The sequence below is a fragment of the Desulfuromonadaceae bacterium genome (genome assembly GCA_019429445.1).
GTDB lineage: Bacteria > Desulfobacterota > Desulfuromonadia > Desulfuromonadales > JAHYIW01 > JAHYIW01.
On sequence record JAHYIW010000010.1, the window covers coordinates 51,251 to 69,153 of the forward strand.

20 protein-coding genes and 1 tRNA gene are annotated in these 17,903 nt (G+C 51.3%); 4 read left to right on the forward strand and 17 right to left on the reverse strand.

All coding sequences use genetic code 11. The features are described from left to right. The first annotated feature begins 210 nt into the window (after positions 1 to 210). Positions 211 to 633, forward strand: a complete 423-nt coding sequence (locus K0A93_05335; GenBank protein MBW6511532.1) for a hypothetical protein — start codon at positions 211 to 213, stop codon at positions 631 to 633. On the opposite strand, the gene tnpA is transcribed toward K0A93_05335, so the two are convergent. Then, positions 555 to 815, reverse strand: coding sequence for an IS200/IS605 family transposase (tnpA, locus tag K0A93_05340; protein MBW6511533.1), 261 nt, complete (start codon positions 813 to 815; stop codon positions 555 to 557). The genes K0A93_05335 and tnpA overlap by 79 nt on opposite strands. 121 nt (positions 816 to 936) lie before the next feature. On the opposite strand from tnpA, the gene K0A93_05345 reads away from it, so the two are divergent. After that, positions 937 to 1,278, forward strand: a complete 342-nt coding sequence (locus K0A93_05345) for a hypothetical protein (GenBank protein ID MBW6511534.1) — start codon at positions 937 to 939, stop codon at positions 1,276 to 1,278. A 176-nt stretch (positions 1,279 to 1,454) separates the two neighbouring features. Here K0A93_05345 and K0A93_05350 read toward each other — a convergent pair. The 7 genes from K0A93_05350 to K0A93_05380 all read right to left on the reverse strand — a co-directional run bounded on the left by K0A93_05350 (position 1,455) and on the right by K0A93_05380 (position 5,176). Continuing rightward, positions 1,455 to 1,529: transfer RNA gene (locus K0A93_05350), tRNA-Val, on the reverse strand. A 63-nt stretch (positions 1,530 to 1,592) separates the two neighbouring features. After that, a complete protein-coding gene (gene cobO / locus K0A93_05355) occupies positions 1,593 to 2,129 on the reverse strand; it encodes a cob(I)yrinic acid a,c-diamide adenosyltransferase (GenBank protein ID MBW6511535.1) in 537 nt (178 codons plus the stop codon). A gap of 34 nt (positions 2,130 to 2,163) precedes the next feature. Beyond that, positions 2,164 to 2,871, reverse strand: a complete 708-nt coding sequence (locus K0A93_05360) for a response regulator (protein ID MBW6511536.1) — start codon at positions 2,869 to 2,871, stop codon at positions 2,164 to 2,166. Positions 2,872 to 2,954: 83 nt separating this feature from the next. After that, complete coding sequence (locus K0A93_05365; protein ID MBW6511537.1) at positions 2,955 to 3,497, reverse strand: nitroreductase family protein; 543 nt, start codon at positions 3,495 to 3,497, stop codon at positions 2,955 to 2,957. 123 nt (positions 3,498 to 3,620) lie between these two features. Further along, positions 3,621 to 4,037 carry a biopolymer transporter ExbD gene (locus K0A93_05370; protein ID MBW6511538.1) on the reverse strand — a complete coding sequence of 139 codons (417 nt, stop codon included), beginning with the start codon at positions 4,035 to 4,037 and terminating at the stop codon, positions 3,621 to 3,623. 1 nt (position 4,038) lies between these two features. After that, positions 4,039 to 4,638, reverse strand: coding sequence for a MotA/TolQ/ExbB proton channel family protein (locus tag K0A93_05375; GenBank protein ID MBW6511539.1), 600 nt, complete (start codon positions 4,636 to 4,638; stop codon positions 4,039 to 4,041). A gap of 46 nt (positions 4,639 to 4,684) precedes the next feature. Next, entirely contained in the window at positions 4,685 to 5,176 is a 492-nt protein-coding gene (locus tag K0A93_05380; GenBank protein MBW6511540.1) for a metallophosphatase family protein, read from the reverse strand. Positions 5,177 to 5,678: 502 nt separating this feature from the next. Between K0A93_05380 and K0A93_05385 the strand changes: the two genes are divergently transcribed. Continuing rightward, entirely contained in the window at positions 5,679 to 7,946 is a 2,268-nt protein-coding gene (locus tag K0A93_05385; GenBank protein ID MBW6511541.1) for an NADP-dependent malic enzyme, read from the forward strand. Positions 7,947 to 8,146: 200 nt separating this feature from the next. Continuing rightward, the gene (thrC, locus tag K0A93_05390) at positions 8,147 to 9,535 is read left to right on the forward strand and encodes a threonine synthase (protein ID MBW6511542.1); all 1,389 of its coding nucleotides are present in this window, start codon (positions 8,147 to 8,149) and stop codon (positions 9,533 to 9,535) included. A gap of 111 nt (positions 9,536 to 9,646) precedes the next feature. Here the strand turns inward: thrC and K0A93_05395 are convergent, their stop codons facing one another. From K0A93_05395 to rfbB, 9 genes are all read right to left on the reverse strand, one after another. Next, complete coding sequence (locus K0A93_05395; GenBank protein ID MBW6511543.1) at positions 9,647 to 10,027, reverse strand: RidA family protein; 381 nt, start codon at positions 10,025 to 10,027, stop codon at positions 9,647 to 9,649. Continuing rightward, positions 10,027 to 12,195 (reverse strand): bifunctional (p)ppGpp synthetase/guanosine-3',5'-bis(diphosphate) 3'-pyrophosphohydrolase, encoded by a 2,169-nt coding sequence (locus K0A93_05400; GenBank protein ID MBW6511544.1) that lies wholly within the window; start codon positions 12,193 to 12,195, stop codon positions 10,027 to 10,029. Before K0A93_05400 ends, K0A93_05395 begins: the two co-directional genes overlap by 1 nt. A gap of 112 nt (positions 12,196 to 12,307) precedes the next feature. After that, complete coding sequence (rpoZ, locus tag K0A93_05405) at positions 12,308 to 12,511, reverse strand: DNA-directed RNA polymerase subunit omega (GenBank protein MBW6511545.1); 204 nt, start codon at positions 12,509 to 12,511, stop codon at positions 12,308 to 12,310. Between the two features lie 36 nt (positions 12,512 to 12,547). Further along, entirely contained in the window at positions 12,548 to 13,162 is a 615-nt protein-coding gene (gene gmk / locus K0A93_05410; GenBank protein MBW6511546.1) for a guanylate kinase, read from the reverse strand. A 3-nt stretch (positions 13,163 to 13,165) separates the two neighbouring features. Beyond that, a complete protein-coding gene (locus tag K0A93_05415) occupies positions 13,166 to 14,044 on the reverse strand; it encodes a YicC family protein (protein ID MBW6511547.1) in 879 nt (292 codons plus the stop codon). A 19-nt stretch (positions 14,045 to 14,063) separates the two neighbouring features. Continuing rightward, positions 14,064 to 14,615 (reverse strand): dTDP-4-dehydrorhamnose 3,5-epimerase, encoded by a 552-nt coding sequence (gene rfbC, locus K0A93_05420; GenBank protein ID MBW6511548.1) that lies wholly within the window; start codon positions 14,613 to 14,615, stop codon positions 14,064 to 14,066. A 1-nt stretch (position 14,616) separates the two neighbouring features. Beyond that, positions 14,617 to 15,495: a glucose-1-phosphate thymidylyltransferase RfbA gene (rfbA, locus tag K0A93_05425; protein MBW6511549.1), complete on the reverse strand. Its 879-nt coding sequence runs from the start codon at positions 15,493 to 15,495 to the stop codon at positions 14,617 to 14,619. 13 nt (positions 15,496 to 15,508) lie between these two features. Further along, positions 15,509 to 16,375 carry a dTDP-4-dehydrorhamnose reductase gene (rfbD, locus tag K0A93_05430; GenBank protein ID MBW6511550.1) on the reverse strand — a complete coding sequence of 289 codons (867 nt, stop codon included), beginning with the start codon at positions 16,373 to 16,375 and terminating at the stop codon, positions 15,509 to 15,511. A gap of 2 nt (positions 16,376 to 16,377) precedes the next feature. Beyond that, positions 16,378 to 17,445, reverse strand: coding sequence for a dTDP-glucose 4,6-dehydratase (gene rfbB / locus K0A93_05435; GenBank protein MBW6511551.1), 1,068 nt, complete (start codon positions 17,443 to 17,445; stop codon positions 16,378 to 16,380). Positions 17,446 to 17,903 lie beyond the last annotated feature (458 nt).

Consider the following 17,903-nt stretch of genomic DNA (forward strand, 5'->3'; position numbering starts at 1 on the left):
GACCCTGCGCGGTCGGAGACCTCGAGCATGTACGGAAACACCTCGCACGGGAACCGGGAGATCCCCTATCCGCCTTTGCAATGAGGGTTGCGAAGGCCGCAGCGGAAAGTCCAAGGACGTGAGCCGATGATGAACGGATATGGGAAGTCGGACAGCCCCGTAGTACCTGAGAAGTCGCCGAACAAGGCCCGGCAACGGGCGGCGGAGGAGATGGAGGAAAGGGGGCTGGCCAAGGGGAACCCGCCCGAGAGCAACGCGCCCCGGACACAGTGCCGGACCGGCGCGCCCAGCGCCCTCGAACGGGTACGCCAAGCAGCAGGAAAGGATAAGAAGCAGCGGTTCACGGCGCTCTTTCACCACGTTTACGATATCGAGCAACTGCGGCGCGCCTATTACGCGGTCAAACGTAACGCCGCCCCAGGGATTGATGGAGAGACATGGCGCCACTACGGCGAGAATCTGGAGGAAAATCTCCAGAACCTTACCGAACGGCTGAAACGAGGAGCGTACCGGGCGAAGCCGGTTCTTAGAAGCTACATCCCGAAGGCGGACGGTCACGTCTGCCCTTTTAACCGCCCAAGAAAGTTCGAGATCGATACCTTGGGCGGAATCATCACGATCAGATGGACATGATCGGGCTGAACATTCAACTCCACGACTTCACACCCGGCATAACCACATATCGCATGAATACCTGATTCAACGGCCTCTTTCACTTTCCCTTGCAAAATCCGAAACCGGTACTTTGGGACCCAAACAATGTGATACGGGCAGTGCCATATCGAGTGTGATAACTTACGAAATCGGCTGCTCACTGTTTCCTCCTTTCTTTTCGAAGTTGCGGCACAACTCGAAAGAAAGAATAACAGTGAGCGGCTTTCAGCCATACCCATCCGGGACCGGCGTAGCCAGTCCACATCACCACACCGACAGGGTGTGGGTTTCTACTTCAAACTAAAAGAGTCAGCAATCGATATTATTGAAAAAGAGCCGAATAAAAAGCTTATAAGTGCAAGTGATTATAAAATAACAACCAACATAGTTACAAAGGACGATCTAGTAACAGTAAGTGGAAGGATAGGCTCAGGGCCAAAATGCAGGAATTTAAAATTGAAGATATATGCTCGAAGTAATACAGGCGGGATCGTAAACATCGTAGATACGGTAGACTTTTCTAGGGGGTTTGGAAATTCTATCTTTGAGGGAAGCGATACATCTTCAAAGGCGAAAGACGCGAACTGGTTTATCAGTAATATATTTGTAACGTGCAGGGATTAACTGAAACCTGAGCGGTTCACTTCTAACGAGGTGAGCTGTTTTTTTTTGCTGAGTTTTGGGGAGTAAACAGCACAAAAAACACGTCAAAAAAAATACTTGTATTTCAACTTGTATTTCGCAGCAATTCCAGACAAGAAAAAAGGCACCTAGAATTCCTCTAAGTGCCTGTTTTTACTTGGTGGGCGATACTGGGATTGAACCAGTGACCCTCCGCGTGTGAGGCGGATGCTCTCCCGCTGAGCTAATCGCCCAAGAGTTGTGTTTTATATCAATTCAGGGCTGCGCTGTCAATCGAAATTGCCGCGTCATCGAAGCTACGATTCAATCCCTTTGCGCGCAACCTGCCCCGCGTGGAAGTAATGCTTTACCTCGCGCATTTCAGTTACCAGATCCGCCATAGCGACAATCTCCTCAGGTGCATTCCGCCCGGTTAATACCAGTTCGACATGTGCCGGACGGGAAGCGATCAGTGCGCAAATGTCACTGATCGGCACCAGACCGAAATCGGCGATACAATTCAGTTCATCCAGAATCACCAGATCAAAGTCACCAGACGTGACCACCTGCTGTGCTTCGGCAAAACCGGCCTCGGCGGCAGCAACATCGTCTGCCGAGGGCGTGTCACGCGCCACAAAGTTTTTACGTCCGACCTGTTTGATGGTCAACCAGGGTGACAACCTCCGCGCGGCCTCCAGTTCGCCGTAAACCGTGCTGCCCTTCATAAACTGGAGAATACAAACCTTGAAATCGTGACCAACGGCACGTAGAGCAAGCCCGAGCGACGCTGTCGTCTTCCCCTTCCCCTCTCCGGTATAGACCTGTACGCGCCCCTGTTTGAGCTTCTTGTGCATCATCATTCGGAAGCTTTCTCAAAAACGTAAGGTGTTAATTGGTGGCTTTTTTTACGTACTCTTCAACCATCCGGCGACAAATCGAGTCAAGGTTCTGAAACTCGATGCCAAACCCCTGCGGGAGACTGTTGTTGGTGCGTGGAAATCCTTGATTAACCCAGGCGATACGCCCTCGTGCCTGGATTTTATGTGAACTGATCGTCGGCAGCAGAAATGACAGATAGACATGATCTTCCTGCTTCAGTGCTTCGCGACATTCAACGTAGATGCCATTTTTGCTCAGATCATGCGACACCCCCTGACGATCAAGCCCATTGATTCGAAACTCGACGGTCGTGCGGCAGGAAACCCTTTTATCACGCCGTTCGACATGATAGAGAAATTTACGTCCGACGTCCAGAAAGAGCTTGCGATCGACGGGCTTGACCAGCGCGTCATCGCAGCCACAACGCATTACCGACTCACGCGTGACGCCCCCCGTTTCAGTAAAAACCATCACTATCGGAATATTGCTCAGCAATGGATCCTGTTTGATCTTGTGACACGCTTCCATTCCGTCCATGACCGGCATCTGCACATCCATGTAGATCAGGTCAGGAAGAACGCGACGGGCCGTTTCGATGGCGATCTGGCCATTTTTGGCAATCCGGATGTCGGCCTGCGTCTTACTCAGATAATCTTTTTCCATTTCCAGAAAAAAATCGAGATCATCGACCAGCAGAATTATCGGTTTGGTTGTCATTTGTTTATTATCCGTCTTGACTTAATGTCGGCGCAATGCACATTAGTGTGCCAGGGAGAGCGTCATATTCCATCAATAAAAGTTCAATTTTCGGCTGTGGCAGGATCGAACCGGTTGTGGTGTAGCTGTTTCCACGGCAGTGTTTCCGCTGCATGCCCCGCGGAGCGCTCTGCCGGATGACCGATGCCGATAACGCAATCAACACGATAACGCGGGGGCAGCCCCAGCAATTGCTTGATATATTCCTCGGCAGTGCGTCCGTCACCATGCGGACGCAGACGCATCTGCGCCCAGCAACTGCCAAGACCGAGTGATTCTGCGGTCAGCTGGAGAATAATGGCAGCGATGCTGCTATCTTCAATCCAGACATCACATTTATCGGGATCCGCGCAAACGACAACCGCCAACGGAGCAGCGGCAAGAAACAACGAACCATGCTCTTTCGCGGCGCCCAACTGCACCAACAGCTCAGGGTCATCGACGATAACAAATTCCCAGGGACGTTTGCCACGCGATGACGGCGACCGCAACACCGCTTCACGCAAAATCTCGATATCGGCGGCGGCAACCGGCGTTGATAAAAATTGACGAACACTGCGACGCAAACGCAACAACGGAAGTAACATCGGGAAGCCCCTGACTGGAATGGAAATAGAATAATAGAAGTTGTTATCGGCGGCAAATTATCGACAGCGATGCAATACCACACGCAAGAATGTTCATCAAGCGCATCGTCTTCGAACGAAACCTCAATTTGATGGTGCCGCGCGGTCTGTAGCGATCGCCAGCTTGCCGAATCCGGAAAGTTTGGCCAAATCCATCAATTGAACGACACGTCCATGCAACGCCTCTTTGTCGGCAACCAGAACGAAGGTCATCTGCTTCAACTCTTCTCGGCCTTTTCGGGCAAAAATTTCCGTCAACGATGCCAACGAGCGTTGTTGCTCCTGATAAAATATTTCGGCGTCTTTATTGAGATAAACCTTTAATTCACGGGCCTCACGTTCTTCGACCCGCGAAGACGATTCGGGTAAACGAATCGAAAGGCCAGGCGTTTCGACAAATGTTGTGGAAATCATGAAAAAAATCAGTAACAGGAAGACCACGTCGATCATTGGCGTCAGTTCAACCCGTGGTTCCTCTCGTTGATTACGCCGCCAGGACATATTACTTCTCCAACAGATCGACCAGGTGCAGGGAGCGAACCTCGACCTCAAGGGCGAGACGATCCGCTCGACTGCTCAGATATTTATGAAGAAGCAACGTCGGGATTGCCACGGCCAACCCCGAGGCGGTGGTAATCAGAGCTTCCGAGATCCCTCCTCCAAGGGTTGCGGGGGTTCCGACACCGGCGGTCGCAATCACATTAAATGCCCGGATCATTCCCAGAACGGTCCCCAGCAGACCGAGCAACGGTGCCAGTGCGGCGATCGTACCCATTAACCCCAGATAGCGTTCCAACGGTGCCAGTTCGCGCGAGCCGATCTCCTCGACCACGGTTTTGATGCGCGCCCGCTCCTGGCCGGCACAACGTAACGCGGCCAGATATATCCGGCTCAGGGGCGATCCGACCCGACGGCAAACCACTTCGGCATCATTGATCCGTCCGTCGCGCGCCAGCCCTTCAACCTCCGCCACCAGCGTAGTATCATCGCGGCGAAATCGATAATAAAACCAGAGTCGCTCAAAAAAAAGCGCCAGCGATAATACCGAGCAAAAAAGTATCGGCCACATCAGTGGCCCGCCCTTGAGTACAATTTCCCACATTCTTAATTATTCCGTTCCATGGAGTTGTCAAGGTGCAGCAATTCGCCTAATCCAGACGGATAATTTCGCCGGAAATAGTTTCCTCGACACGCAAAATTCCTACTGAATGGCAGGGAGCCGTCCGCCGCTCGGTCGCGCTTCCCGGATTGAACAGGAACAAATTTTGTTGCTGCCGACAACAGGGGTAGTGCGTATGCCCGTAAACCAGACAATCAATGTTATCTCCGGAAAAGGCTTGAATCAATCGCCGTTCGAGACCGGCACTGGCTCCCCAGCCATGCATCAAACCGATACGAAAACTCGCGACGGTCACAATTTTTTTCTGCTCAAACCCGGCAGAAGCCGAATCCATATTACCACGCACGGCATAAACAGGCACATGATCGAACATCAACAGGATATCCGGATCGACCATATCTCCGGCGTGAAAAAGCATATCAATGCCCTGCAATGGTCCGGTGGCGAGGTGATCAAGAAAATCGGTTGCGTTCTTCAGTTTCTGGATGTGCGTATCAGCGATGACGCCAATTTTAATCATCCCCGGCTGTCCTTTATCCAAAGTTGCGTCGATCCTCAAACAATTATCAAACCCACCCCTGTTCAAGGCCCAATGTTCAGTACCCCAATGTTTTACCTAGCGAAGCAGACACTGTCAAACGATTTGATTTATTAATGGCTTGCTCGCTGGTCAAATTTCAACATTAATGGTTGTTTTTGGCCACAATATAACCTTGTTACCTTAAAGCCGGAAACACTAATTCGCAATAATTACCATTTCGTACATAAAAATTTGCCTGTTCATGTCAATATCTTGATAAACAAGATCTTTTTTTAATTTTGGCTTAAGCATTGCTATAATCAAAATATATTTTATTATCGTTAAAAAAAGACAGCACGCAACTGAAACATCTTGACACTCGGTGGAGGCAGGACTATAAATTATCTTCATTTTTGCTAAAAAATTTCACTGAAACTTAATTTTTTTTGCAGCACAGTCGCAGCATGACCATCGCCAAAAACCGGAATAGAGAGGATAAAAAATGTCAAAACGTCAGGACGCACTAGATTATCACTCAATGGGCCGTAAAGGCAAAATTGAGGTTATTACGACCAAACCCTGCGCCACCAGTCGGGATTTATCGCTGGCCTACAGCCCCGGCGTGGCAGAGCCCTGTCTGGAAATTGAGAAGAATCCGGATGATGCCTACAAATATACCGCCAAGGGCAACCTGGTGGCGGTGGTCTCAAACGGCACCGCCGTACTCGGTCTGGGCAATATCGGCGCGCTGGCCGGCAAACCGGTCATGGAAGGGAAAGGGGTCCTTTTCAAGCGCTTCGCCGATGTTGACGTATTTGATATCGAACTCGACACCCTCGATTCAGATGAAATTATCCGCACGGTCAAGCTGCTTGAGCCGACTTTTGGCGGCATCAATCTGGAGGACATCAAAGGTCCCGAATGTTTCTACATCGAAGAAGAGCTGAAAAAAATTATGAACATCCCGGTTTTTCATGACGATCAGCACGGCACGGCGATTATCGCCATGGCCGGAATGCTGAACGCAATGGAAATTGTCGGCAAAAAGTTTGAAAATGTCAAAATGGTCGTCAACGGTGCCGGTGCTGCCGGAATCGCATGCGCCAACCTGGCGATCAAACTGGGGATTAGAAAGGATAATGTTATCCTCTGCGACACCAAGGGGGTTATTTACAAAGGTCGCACCGAAGGAATGAACTTATACAAAGAGCGGCTTGCCGCCAACACCAGCGCACGAACGCTTGCAGAAGCCATGGTCGGCGCGGATATTCTCTTTGGTGTTTCCGCTAAAGGTGCGGTGACCGCCGAGATGCTCAAGGGCATGGCAAAAAATCCGGTGGTCTTCGCCATGGCGAATCCTGACCCGGAGATTACCCCTCCCGAGGCCAAGGCCGTCCGCGACGATATCATCATCGGCACCGGTCGCTCCGATTACAATAACCAGGTCAATAACGTCCTGTGCTTCCCGTTTTTGTTCCGTGGCGCGCTCGACACGCACGCCAGTGCGATCAATGATGAAATGAAACTTGCGGCAGTCATGGCGTTGGCGAAACTGGCCAAGGAAGACGTGCCGGACTCGGTTCGCAAAGCCTACAGCGGCGAGGTTATTACCTTCGGCCGCGAATACCTGATCCCGAAACCGTTTGATCCCCGCGTACTCCTTCACGTTGCACCGGCTGTCGCGCAAGCGGCGATGGACACCGGAGTTGCCCGCCGCCCGATCGAAAACATGAGTAAATATGTCGAGTACCTGGAATCACTCCAGGGACGCTCGAAAGAAATCATGCGCGGATTAATCAACAAAGCCAAAAACAATCCGAAACGGATCGTCTTCCCGGAAGGGAATGAGGAAAAGATTTTGCGCGCGGCACAGATTCTGGTCGATGAAAAAATCGCCACGCCGATTCTGCTCGGCGACGAACATGACATCATGAGCAAAAGCAAGGAGCTTGGCCTTGAACTTGACGGGGTCGAAATCATCGATCCGAAGACCTCTCCGAATATGGAACAATATGCGCTGGATCTTTTTAAACTGCGGCAACGCAAAGGGATTACCCTTTCTGAAGCAAAGAAACTTATCTATAACAACCACAACTACTACGGTTCAATGATGGTTGAAAATGGCGAAGCAGATTCATTGTTGTCCGGCATTAACTCACACTACCCTGACACCATCCGTCCGGCGCTGGAAGTTATTGGCAAGCAGGAGGGCCTTTCAAAAGTCCACGGCATGTACATGATGGTCTTTAAGAAAGAAGTTGTCTTTTGCGCCGACACCACCGTAACCATCGACCCAACTGCCGAAGAACTGGCCGAGACCGCCATTCTGACCGCCAACAAAGCTCGTCAATTTAACATTGTACCGAAAGTTGCGATGCTCTCGTTTTCCAACTTCGGCAGCGTAAGCTGTCCACAAACGATCAAAGTTGCCAAGGCAACGGCGCTGATTAAGGCGCAGGTGCCCGACATGATTGTTGACGGCGAGGTACAGGCCAATGTCGCTCTCGACCCCGAACTGGTCGGTAGGCAATACCCTTTCTCACCGCTCAAGGGAGACGCCAACGTCATGATCTTTCCCGATCTGCAATCGGGGAACATCACCTACAAACTGCTCAACAAACTGGGGGGTGCCGAGGCGGTCGGACCGATCCTGATGGGAATGAAAAAACCGGTACACGTCCTGCAGCGCGGTGATGATGTCTCGGATATTGTCAACATGGCCGCAGTGGCCGTCGTCGATGCCCAGGAGGTCGCAGAGAAACTGGTTTAATTGAGATCAGCTTCCCCCCCAAAGAGGCCGCGGATTGTTCTGCGGCCTCTTTGGGTTGTCGTGTGTGGTTACGACCGGTAATGTCACCGCAACGCAAACCCTTACCTTCCAGCCGAAAATTTATCCTTCCCCTGTACAAAGCAATCCTGCTAGAATGCGCGCGCAACTTAAAAGACTTATCAGTGTTCAGGAGAAGAATCATGCGCTATATCAGCACCCGTGGCGGAGTTAGCGGCATTTCATTCAAGGATGCCGTTATGATGGGACTTGCCGACGATGGCGGCCTGTTGCTGCCACAATCGATCCCCCGTCTGACCCCGGGGGATATCGACGCCCTGGGTATGCTCGATTATCCCGAGCTCGCTTTACAGATCATTTCCCGTTACGTCAGCGATATTCCTGCGGCGGATCTCAAAGATTTGATTGATCGCAGCTATGCAACCTTCGACCACCCGGAAATTACCCCGACAGTCAATAAGGATGGCATTTATATCCTTGAGTTATTTCACGGGCCAACGCTCGCATTCAAAGATGTTGCGCTTCAATTTCTTGGGAATTTATTTGAATACCTGCTCAAGGAACGTGGCGAACGGATGAATATCATCGGCGCGACGTCGGGGGATACCGGCAGTGCCGCGATCTACGGCGTACGCAGTAAGGAAAATATCAACATCTTTATTCTTCATCCGCACGGCAAGGTTTCCCCGGTGCAGGAACTGCAGATGACGACCGTAGCGGATGACAATGTCTTCAATTTTGCCATGGACGGGACTTTTGACGATTGCCAGTCGATCGTCAAGCAGATCTTCGGTGATCTTGAATTCAAAAAAAAATACGCCCTCGGCGCAGTAAATTCGATCAATTGGGCACGTGTTCTGGCGCAGATTGTTTACTATTTCTCCGCCTACGCCCAAGTCCGTGCGCAGACCAACTGCCAGGCAGTGACCTTCTCGATACCAACCGGCAACTTCGGGGATATTTTCGCAGGGTTCATTGCCAAGCGCATGGGGCTACCAATCCGCACCCTGATTCTGGCGACCAACGAAAATGACATCCTTACCCGTTTTGTCAATGCCGGTGACTACAGTATCAGCAGCGTACATCAAACGCTCTCCCCCTCGATGGATATTCAACTGGCAAGTAACCTGGAACGTTACTTGTATTATCTGTTTGATGAAGATCCACGCCGGGTTCGTGAGGCGATGGCGACATTTCAGGCCGAGGGACGGTTGCAGTTTGACAGCGCCACTGTTGCTCGCATCGGTGCTGATCTGCGCTCCGCCAGCGGCTCCAGTGCCGCAACAGTTACCACGATTAAAAACTTTTACACAGCAACCGGGTACACCCTCGACCCACATACTGCGGTGGGGGTCTACGCCGGACAACTTCTGGCTGACAGCGATATCCCCTTGATCTGCCTTGCCACCGCACATCCGGCAAAATTTGGTGCGGCGGTCCGCGAGGCCATCGGCCGTGACCCGGAATTACCTGCTGCAATCGCGGCTCTTGATCCGGCGCAAAAGCGGTGTAAAAAGATCCCCGCCGACATCGCTGTGGTGAAAATTTTTATTGCAGAAAATGCCTGTTGATTCTTCCCGGCTACACATAACAAGGCCTCCATTTTATGGAGGCCCGGCGTACCAACCAGCCCCGTTGTCCCCACGGAACAACGGGTTTTTAATTATCGGACAAGCGAAAAACTATTCGCAACAGGCGATCCCCTCTATTTCGATATCAACACCCTTTGGCAACGCACAGACCTGCACGCAGGCACGGGCGGGGGGGGCGTGTTTGAAATATTTACCGTAAATATCATTAACCACGGAAAAATCAGCCAGATCGGTAAGATAAATCGTTGTTTTGACGACCGCAGCGTAATCCAGCCCGGCGGCAGACAGAACCGCCCCGAGATTCTTCATCACCTGTTCAGTTTGGCCAGCAATATCCCCGTCGACCAAAGATCCATCAGCGCGCAACGGAATTTGCCCGGAGAAAAAAACCATGGGTCCGGCCTTGACCGCCTGTGAATAGGGACCAATGGCCGCCGGTGCGGTATCCGTTGTTATTATCTTTTTTTCCATCAAGACGTCTCCTGTCGCTGTCTTGTCCGTTCAATATCCTTCACTCCCTTGACCTTGCGCAACGTAGTAATCACTTTTTGCAAATGTTCAAGATCAACAATCTCAATGTCAAAAAGACAACTTGCCTGGCCGTCGCCAGAGGCGGAAACGTGGGCACTGACAATATTAACCTCATTTTTCGTCAAGGCTGCTGAAATATTTGCCAGCAAGCCTTTCTGGTCATTGCAGAAAACCCGAATGCCGACAACATGAAGTTCTTTTTTCCGACCATCCCACTCAACATCGACACGCCGCACCGGATCAATATCAAGCGTATGCGGGCACTCCGATGCATGAATCGAAACGCCATGTCCGCGGGTAATGAAGCCAACAATCGGGTCACCCGGAAGAGGGTTACAGCATTTGGCGAAACGCACGAGGATGTTATCTATCCCCTGGATGCGAATGGCACTGGATGGTTTTTTGCGGATCTTATCGAGAACCTGACCAATTTTCCCCTGTTTGACCGGCTTTTTAATTTCATTCTGCGGGATGACCGCGCCGACAACCTGCAATGAGGTTAACTTGCCATAACCAACGGTTGCAATCAGGTCGTCAACATTCGGCAGCCCGAATTCTTTCAATGCCCCATCCAGTTTTCCGGAAGCGATCAACTTGTTGAGATTGTAACCATGCTTACGAAAAGCTTTATCGAGTAACTCACGCCCGAGCTCCAGACTCTCTTCACGCTGTTCCGCTTTCAACCACTGGCGGATACGATTGCGCGCCTTGGAACTCTGTACAAAAGTCAGCCAGTCTTTACTGGGGCGTTGCTTCGGTGAGGTCAACACCTCAACCGTATCTCCATGATTGAGAACCGTTTTAAGTGGTACCATTTTTCCGTTAATGCGGGCACCATTGCAACGCAGTCCGACATCGGAGTGAACCCGAAAGGCAAAATCAACCGCCGTTGACCCGCGGGGCAAATCGAAGACATCCCCGTTCGGGGTAAAGACGTAGACTTCTTCCGGGAAAAGATCAACCTTGGCAGAAGTCATCGACTCGCCAGCGTCTTTCAACTCTTTTTGCCATTCAAGCAGCTGGCGCAGCCAATTGAACCGCCGTTCGTCGCGACCAACGGTGGGAAGCGACCCCTGCCCTTCCTTATACTTCCAATGTGCCGCGATACCTTCTTCGGCAATACGGTGCATTTCGTGGGTACGAATCTGGACTTCCATCCGTTCCCCATGAGGACCGATCACCGAGGTATGCAAGGATTGGTAAAGGTTCGCCTTCGGCATGGCGATATAATCCTTGAAACGTCCGGGAATCGGCTTCCACGTGGCATGGATCGTTCCCAGAACCGCGTAACAGTCGCGAACATTGTCAACCAGTACACGAAAGGCAATCAGATCGTAAATCTCATGAAGGTCAACCCCCTGGCGGGTTATTTTGTTATAAATCGAGCTCAGATGTTTGAACCGCCCGGAAACCTCGCCATGGATATCATGTTCCACCAATTTACCCTGAATGAGTTTTTGGACATCAGTCAGATAATCTTCGCGTTCCCCGCGATGACGGGCAACCTTGGCTTCCAGCTCGGCAAAAGCCACGGGATGCAGATAGCGAAAGGTCAAATCCTCGAGTTCACTTTTAATCCAGCTGATTCCCAACCGGTTGGCCAGTGGAACATAGATGTCACGCGTTTCCCGGACAATCGCTAGTTGCTGTTCTTCGGGCAGGAAGCCAAGGGTCCGCATATTGTGCAGCCGGTCGGCCAGTTTGACCAGAATGACACGCAGGTCGCGCGCCATGGCGAGCAGCATTTTACGAAAGCTTTCCGCCTGACGCTCTTCACCGGGGCGAAAGCTCATCTTCCCCAGTTTGGTTACACCGTCAACCAATTCGGCAACCTCGGGGGTAAACTCGTCCGCGATATATTTTTTGGTAACCGCAGTATTTTCAAGAACGTCGTGTAGCAGGGCAGCGGCAATCGACGGGATATCGAGACGCAAGTGTGTCAGGATCAGCGCTACTTCATAGGGGTGTGTATAAAACTGGTCACCAGAAAGACGTTGTTGTCCTTCATGAATTTGGACACAAAACAAACCGGCCTTGCGAATCAGCGCCAGATCGGTGCCCGGTATATAACCGGCGACTATTTCGAGGATGTCTTCTAAGCGAGTCATATCGATGGATAAAGAGATCACCAGGGCTACGGTGTGAACGACCGACGATCATTCAGGGTGGACAACGCGCCGGGCAACGATTAAACCCTGCCCGGCGGAGACGTGGATTTGTTTACTTGCGGTTCGGAATTTCGTATTCAACCCTGCCCGCGGCGATTTCGCGCAAGGCCAAAACGATATTTTTGTTCTCCGCCTTATTTTCGATCAGCGATGCGCCCCCCTTATAAAGCTGCTTCGAGCGCTTCGTGGCGACCATCACCAACAAAAAACGATTAGGAATCTGTTCCAGACAATCCTCAACTGTTACTCTTGCCATTATTTTACAGACCTTTCATGACACTTGACTGTTTAACTAAACCGACAGGCCTACCAGTTCCGCTACCGAGAAGGGAATCCGGCTGCGCTTGCACGCCTCTGCAATCACAATTGCTTTTAATTTGGATAATGCACTATCAAAATCATCGTTGGTGACAAGATAATCATACCAGTCGCCTGCCTGTAATTCGCTCCGCGCATTTTCCAGGCGATTGTTAATGACCTCATCACTCTCGGTGCCCCGCAACCGCAGCCGCCGCTCCAGCTCTGCCATGTCCGGAGGGACGATAAAGATAAAAACCGCGTGACTATAATTGCGACGTAACTGCTCAGCACCCTGAAAATCGATATCAAGCAACACGTCACAACCGTTCTGACGACAGCCATCAAGGGTTGCGAGTGCGGTTCCGTAATAATGACCATGAACCTCCGCCCACTCAGCAAACTCACCTTTATCAACCATCATGGAAAAAGATGATGCGGAGATAAAATGGTAGTCACGACCGGCTTTTTCAGCAGGACGCATCGCGCGCGTTGTGAAGGAAACAGACTGACGCAGATCAGGGAAAAAGTCAATCAGTTCCTTGCAGAGCGTCGTTTTCCCGGTCCCCGAGGGAGCCGAGACGACGAATATTATTCCTTCTCGTTCCATAACCTACTCGATGTTCTGCACCTGTTCGCGAATTTTTTCCAGCTCGGATTTGAGTGCAACTACAATGCGGCTCAATTCGATATCATTCGACTTTGAGCCCGAGGTATTCACCTCACGGTTCATTTCCTGAACCAGAAAATCCATCTGACGCCCGACCGGATCCGTACCCTGAAGAAGATCGCGGAACTGCTGCAGGTGGCTGTTCAAACGCGCTAATTCCTCACTGATATCAGAGCGATCAGCAAAAATTGCCAGCTCTTGCGCCACCCGTTGGGGATCATAGTCAAAATCTGTCCGCAATTTTTCCAGACGCGCCATCAGCTTGTCACGCCACTCAATCGGAACCATGGATGAACGCTCTGACAGTTGGCTGACCAGGGCGTCAACGGTATGCAAACGCACCTCCATATCCAGACAAGTCGCCTGGCCTTCATTGGCGCGCATCATCTTGATCGCGGCCAGGGCTGAATCCAGAGCGGAGAAAAGACCTTCACGCACATCGGCGAGGCTGATATCAGCCTCAGTCGTAACAATGACATCCCGCTGCGCAGCAATTAACTCCAGCGGGACGTCACCGGACAAACCCAGTTGGTGACGCAATTCCTCAAAAATCCTGACATAAGAAGCAGCCAGCGCGGAATTCAACTGGGGTATGATGGAATTCGATTCAGCAAATTCCCGATTGATAAATACGTCGATTTTGCCCCGTTTCAGGCGCTCTGAAACCGTCTTCCTGATCTCATTTTCCAGCCCCATCAGCCCTCGTGGCGCTTTAACGGACACATCACAGTGGCGGTGATTGACTGATTTGATTTCAATAACATAAGTCACATCGCCGCAGAGTGCCTGCCCTTTTCCGTATCCTGTCATGCTGTTCAACATCATGTTCTCCACTTCATGCTCAGGCAAATAACTCTGCATCGGAAAATAGCGGCGCGACGGCATCTTTAGCCGCAAGGAGTGGCCCGTCCGCAACCTTTGGCCAGTCAATCTGTAAGGTCGGGTCATTCCACGCAATGCTTCGTTCATATTCCGGCGCGTAGTAATCGGTCGTTTTGTAGAGAAACTCTGCGCTTTCACTCAGAGTTAAAAATCCGTGTGCAAACCCTGCCGGGATAAACATCTGGCGTTTATTTTCGGCGGAAAGAATGGCACTGACCCAGCGACCAAAGGTCGATGAGCTCTTGCGCAGATCGACAGCAACATCGCACACTTCTCCGGCGACAACACGCACCAGCTTCCCCTGCGACCGGGGAGGCAACTGATAGTGCAGTCCGCGCAGTACCCCGCAGGACGATTTCGAATGATTATCCTGCACAAAAACATCCGTCAATCCGGTCGCGGCTATCCAGCCCTGCTGATTGAAACTCTCGAAAAAGAACCCACGATCATCACCGAAAACGCGCGGTTCGATAATCAATACGTCAGGGATAATCGACTTAACCACCTTCATCCTAAAATTCTCCCTGCAGAATCATTTCCAGATATTCACGGTAACTGGACTTTGGCGTATCCTTGATAATTTCTTTAAATCGGCCAATATCGATATATCCCTTGCGCAGGGCCACCTCTTCGAGACAGGCGATCTTCAGCCCCTGACGCGCCTCAAGTGTGCCGATAAAATGGCTTGCTTCAAGCAGGCTCATATGGGTGCCGGTATCGAGCCAGGCGATACCGCGACCGAGTTTCTCCACCATTAACTGATGACGGCGCAAGTAGATGAGGTTCAGATCGGTAATTTCCAGCTCGCCGCGCGCTGAGGGTTTCATCCCCTTGGTCAGCTCAACAACATGCTCATCATACAGGTAAAGTCCCGGAACAGCATAATGCGATTTCGGTTTTTCCGGTTTTTCTTCAAGGCTGAGCACTTTGCCGTCTTTATCAAATTCAACGACTCCGTAGCGTTCCGGATCGGTGACCGGATATCCGAAAATCCAGGCACCACCGGAAAAATTACTGACAATCTTGTCAAGTCCCAGCTTACCGTAAAAAAGGTTATCCCCCAAAATCAGACAGACAGGATCATTGGCAATAAACGCTTCACCAACCAGAAACGCCTGAGCAATCCCTTTCGGCTCCGGCTGCACAGCGTAAGTCAGCTTTATTCCAAAACGACTTCCATCGCCAAGTAAAGCCTCAAAACGAGGGGTGTCGTGGGGAGTGGATATTATCAGGATATCTTCGATTCCCGCCATCATCAGGGTCGAAAGAGGATAATAAATCAACGGTTTATCGTAAACTGGCTGCAACTGTTTACTGGCAACCAGCGTAAGCGGATAAAGTCGGGTCCCCGCCCCACCAGCGAGGATAATAGCTTTTTTGACCTGTGCCATGGAATCTTTCTCCTTAACGAAGTGCAAAATAACGCTGCAAACTGTCGCGCCAAAAGGGAATTGACGCCCCTGTCACTTGCAGATAACGGTCTTTCGATAACAGCGAGTAAGCGGGCCGCCGAGCCGGGAGCGGATAATCTTCGGTGCGGATCGGCCTGAGGGTCTTTAACTTGAGCGGCAGACCGCGTGACTTTGCTTGAGCGATTATTTCCCGAGCGAATTCATACCAGCTACACTCACCGTGATTGGAAAAGTGGTACATTCCGTAGTCATCAGTTGCCAGCAATCGCCACAACGCCTCGGCCAGGTCGCCGGTATAGGTCGGGCTGCCAACCTGATCGGAGACGATACCGAGGTCGTCACGTTCCCCCGCCAGACGCAAGATCGTTTCGACAAAGTTGTTTCCGTCCGGACCATACAACCAACTGGTGCGAACCATGAAATAGTGCTCAAGACCACTGTTCAGAATGGCTTGTTCTCCGGCCAGTTTCGACTGACCGTAGATCGATTGCGGATCAGGATCATCATCCACCTCATAGGGTTCATTTTTCGTCCCCGCAAAGACATAGTCGGTCGAGATATGAACCAGGGTGGAGCCGAGCTGCTTCGCGGCTGCCGCCAGGTGACCCGGCCCTTCCCCGTTTACCAAAAACGCCAGCGACGCGTTGCTTTCACACCCATCGACGTTGGTATAGGCCGCACAATTGATAATAATCTGCGGTTGCAACAACGCCAATGTCGTCGCCACGGCAGCGGCATCGGTCAAATCGAACTCCGGCAAATCGAAGGAATGAATTTCAACCTCAACCGGGGCCAGAGCGCGCACCTGACTCGCCAGCATCCCCTGCGCACCGATCAGTGCAACTTTTTTGCCTGCCATATTCACCGTCCGGCGTACATTTGTCGATAATATTCCTGATACGATCCATCAACTACCGCCGCGACCCAGTCGGGATTGGCGAGATACCAGTCGATCGTTTTGACGATCCCCTCCGCGAACGTCACGGATGGCTTCCACCCCAGTTCCGCCGCGATTTTTCCGGCATCAATCGCATAACGGCGATCATGTCCGGGACGATCTTTGACAAAGCGGATCAAACTGCGGCGCGGCTCCCCAGAAGGCAGCAGCCCGACCTTTTGATCAAGAATATCGCAAACGGTCTGCACAATTTCGATATTTTGTTTCTCGTTGTTGCCACCGACATTATAGGTCTCACCCACCAGCCCTTGGTGCAGCACCGTAAGGATCGCCGTACAGTGATCGACCACATAGAGCCAGTCACGCACATTTTTGCCATCTCCGTAGACCGGCAAATCTTTACCGTTCAGGGCATTATTAATGATCAACGGAATAAGTTTTTCGGGGAAATGATACGGTCCGTAGTTGTTTGAACAATTGGTGATGACCGTCGGCAGACCGTAGGTATGAAAGTAAGCGCTGACCAGATGGTCAGATGACGCCTTGGAGGCAGAATACGGAGAGCGTGGATCATACGCGGTGGTCTCAGTGAACATCCCGGTTTCGCCGAGCGAGCCGTAAACCTCATCGGTACTGACGTGCAAAAAACGTTTATCGCCGGCATCCGCTGCGTTAACCAGCCACGCCTGGCGAGCCGCTTCGAGTAACGTGAAGGTTCCGACAATATTGGTCTGAATAAATTCAGCCGGGCCATCGATACTGCGATCGACGTGCGATTCCGCGGCGAAGTGAACGACGGTATCAATCTGCTCATCGGCAAAAAGCTTTCCAACCAGCGCCGCGTCACAGATATCCCCCTGCACAAAACGATAGCGGGGGTCCTCCTGAATATCAACCAGATTGCCGGGGTTCCCGGCATAGGTCAGCTTGTCAAGATTAATCAAACGGCAGTCAGGCAACCGACTCAGTGCCAACCGTACAAAATTCGAACCGATAAAACCGGCACCGCCGGTAACCAGTATATTTTTCATTCTGCTATCCTTTGTCATCACGTCATCCCATTAATAAAGCGTTTCGGCAACTTCGATCGCTTCCGAAATCTGAATCACTTCACTGTTCCATGATCCCCCCTCCCCCGCACCTTTCAAAACGCGTACATCAGCACATCTTGCCGGGTTGTCACAAGCGCGTAACAGGTCAATTTACATAGGTCGAAAAAAAGCTTTCAGGTGCACAAGGCTCAGCCTTGAAAAAAGTCGTCAACGCGCATATCATACCTGACCAACATCCCCTGTTCAGGATCAAGAGGAAAATATCGATGAGCGACCCCGACAGATCACCGTGGATATGTCATTACTGCGGTTACACATCATCCACAACCGAGAGTCGTGCTTGCGACCAGTGTTACAAAATCACCTGCAATGCCCATCTGCAACGAGCAATGCGACTTAATAAAAACAGTGGGCTCTATGAAATGACCACGATCTGT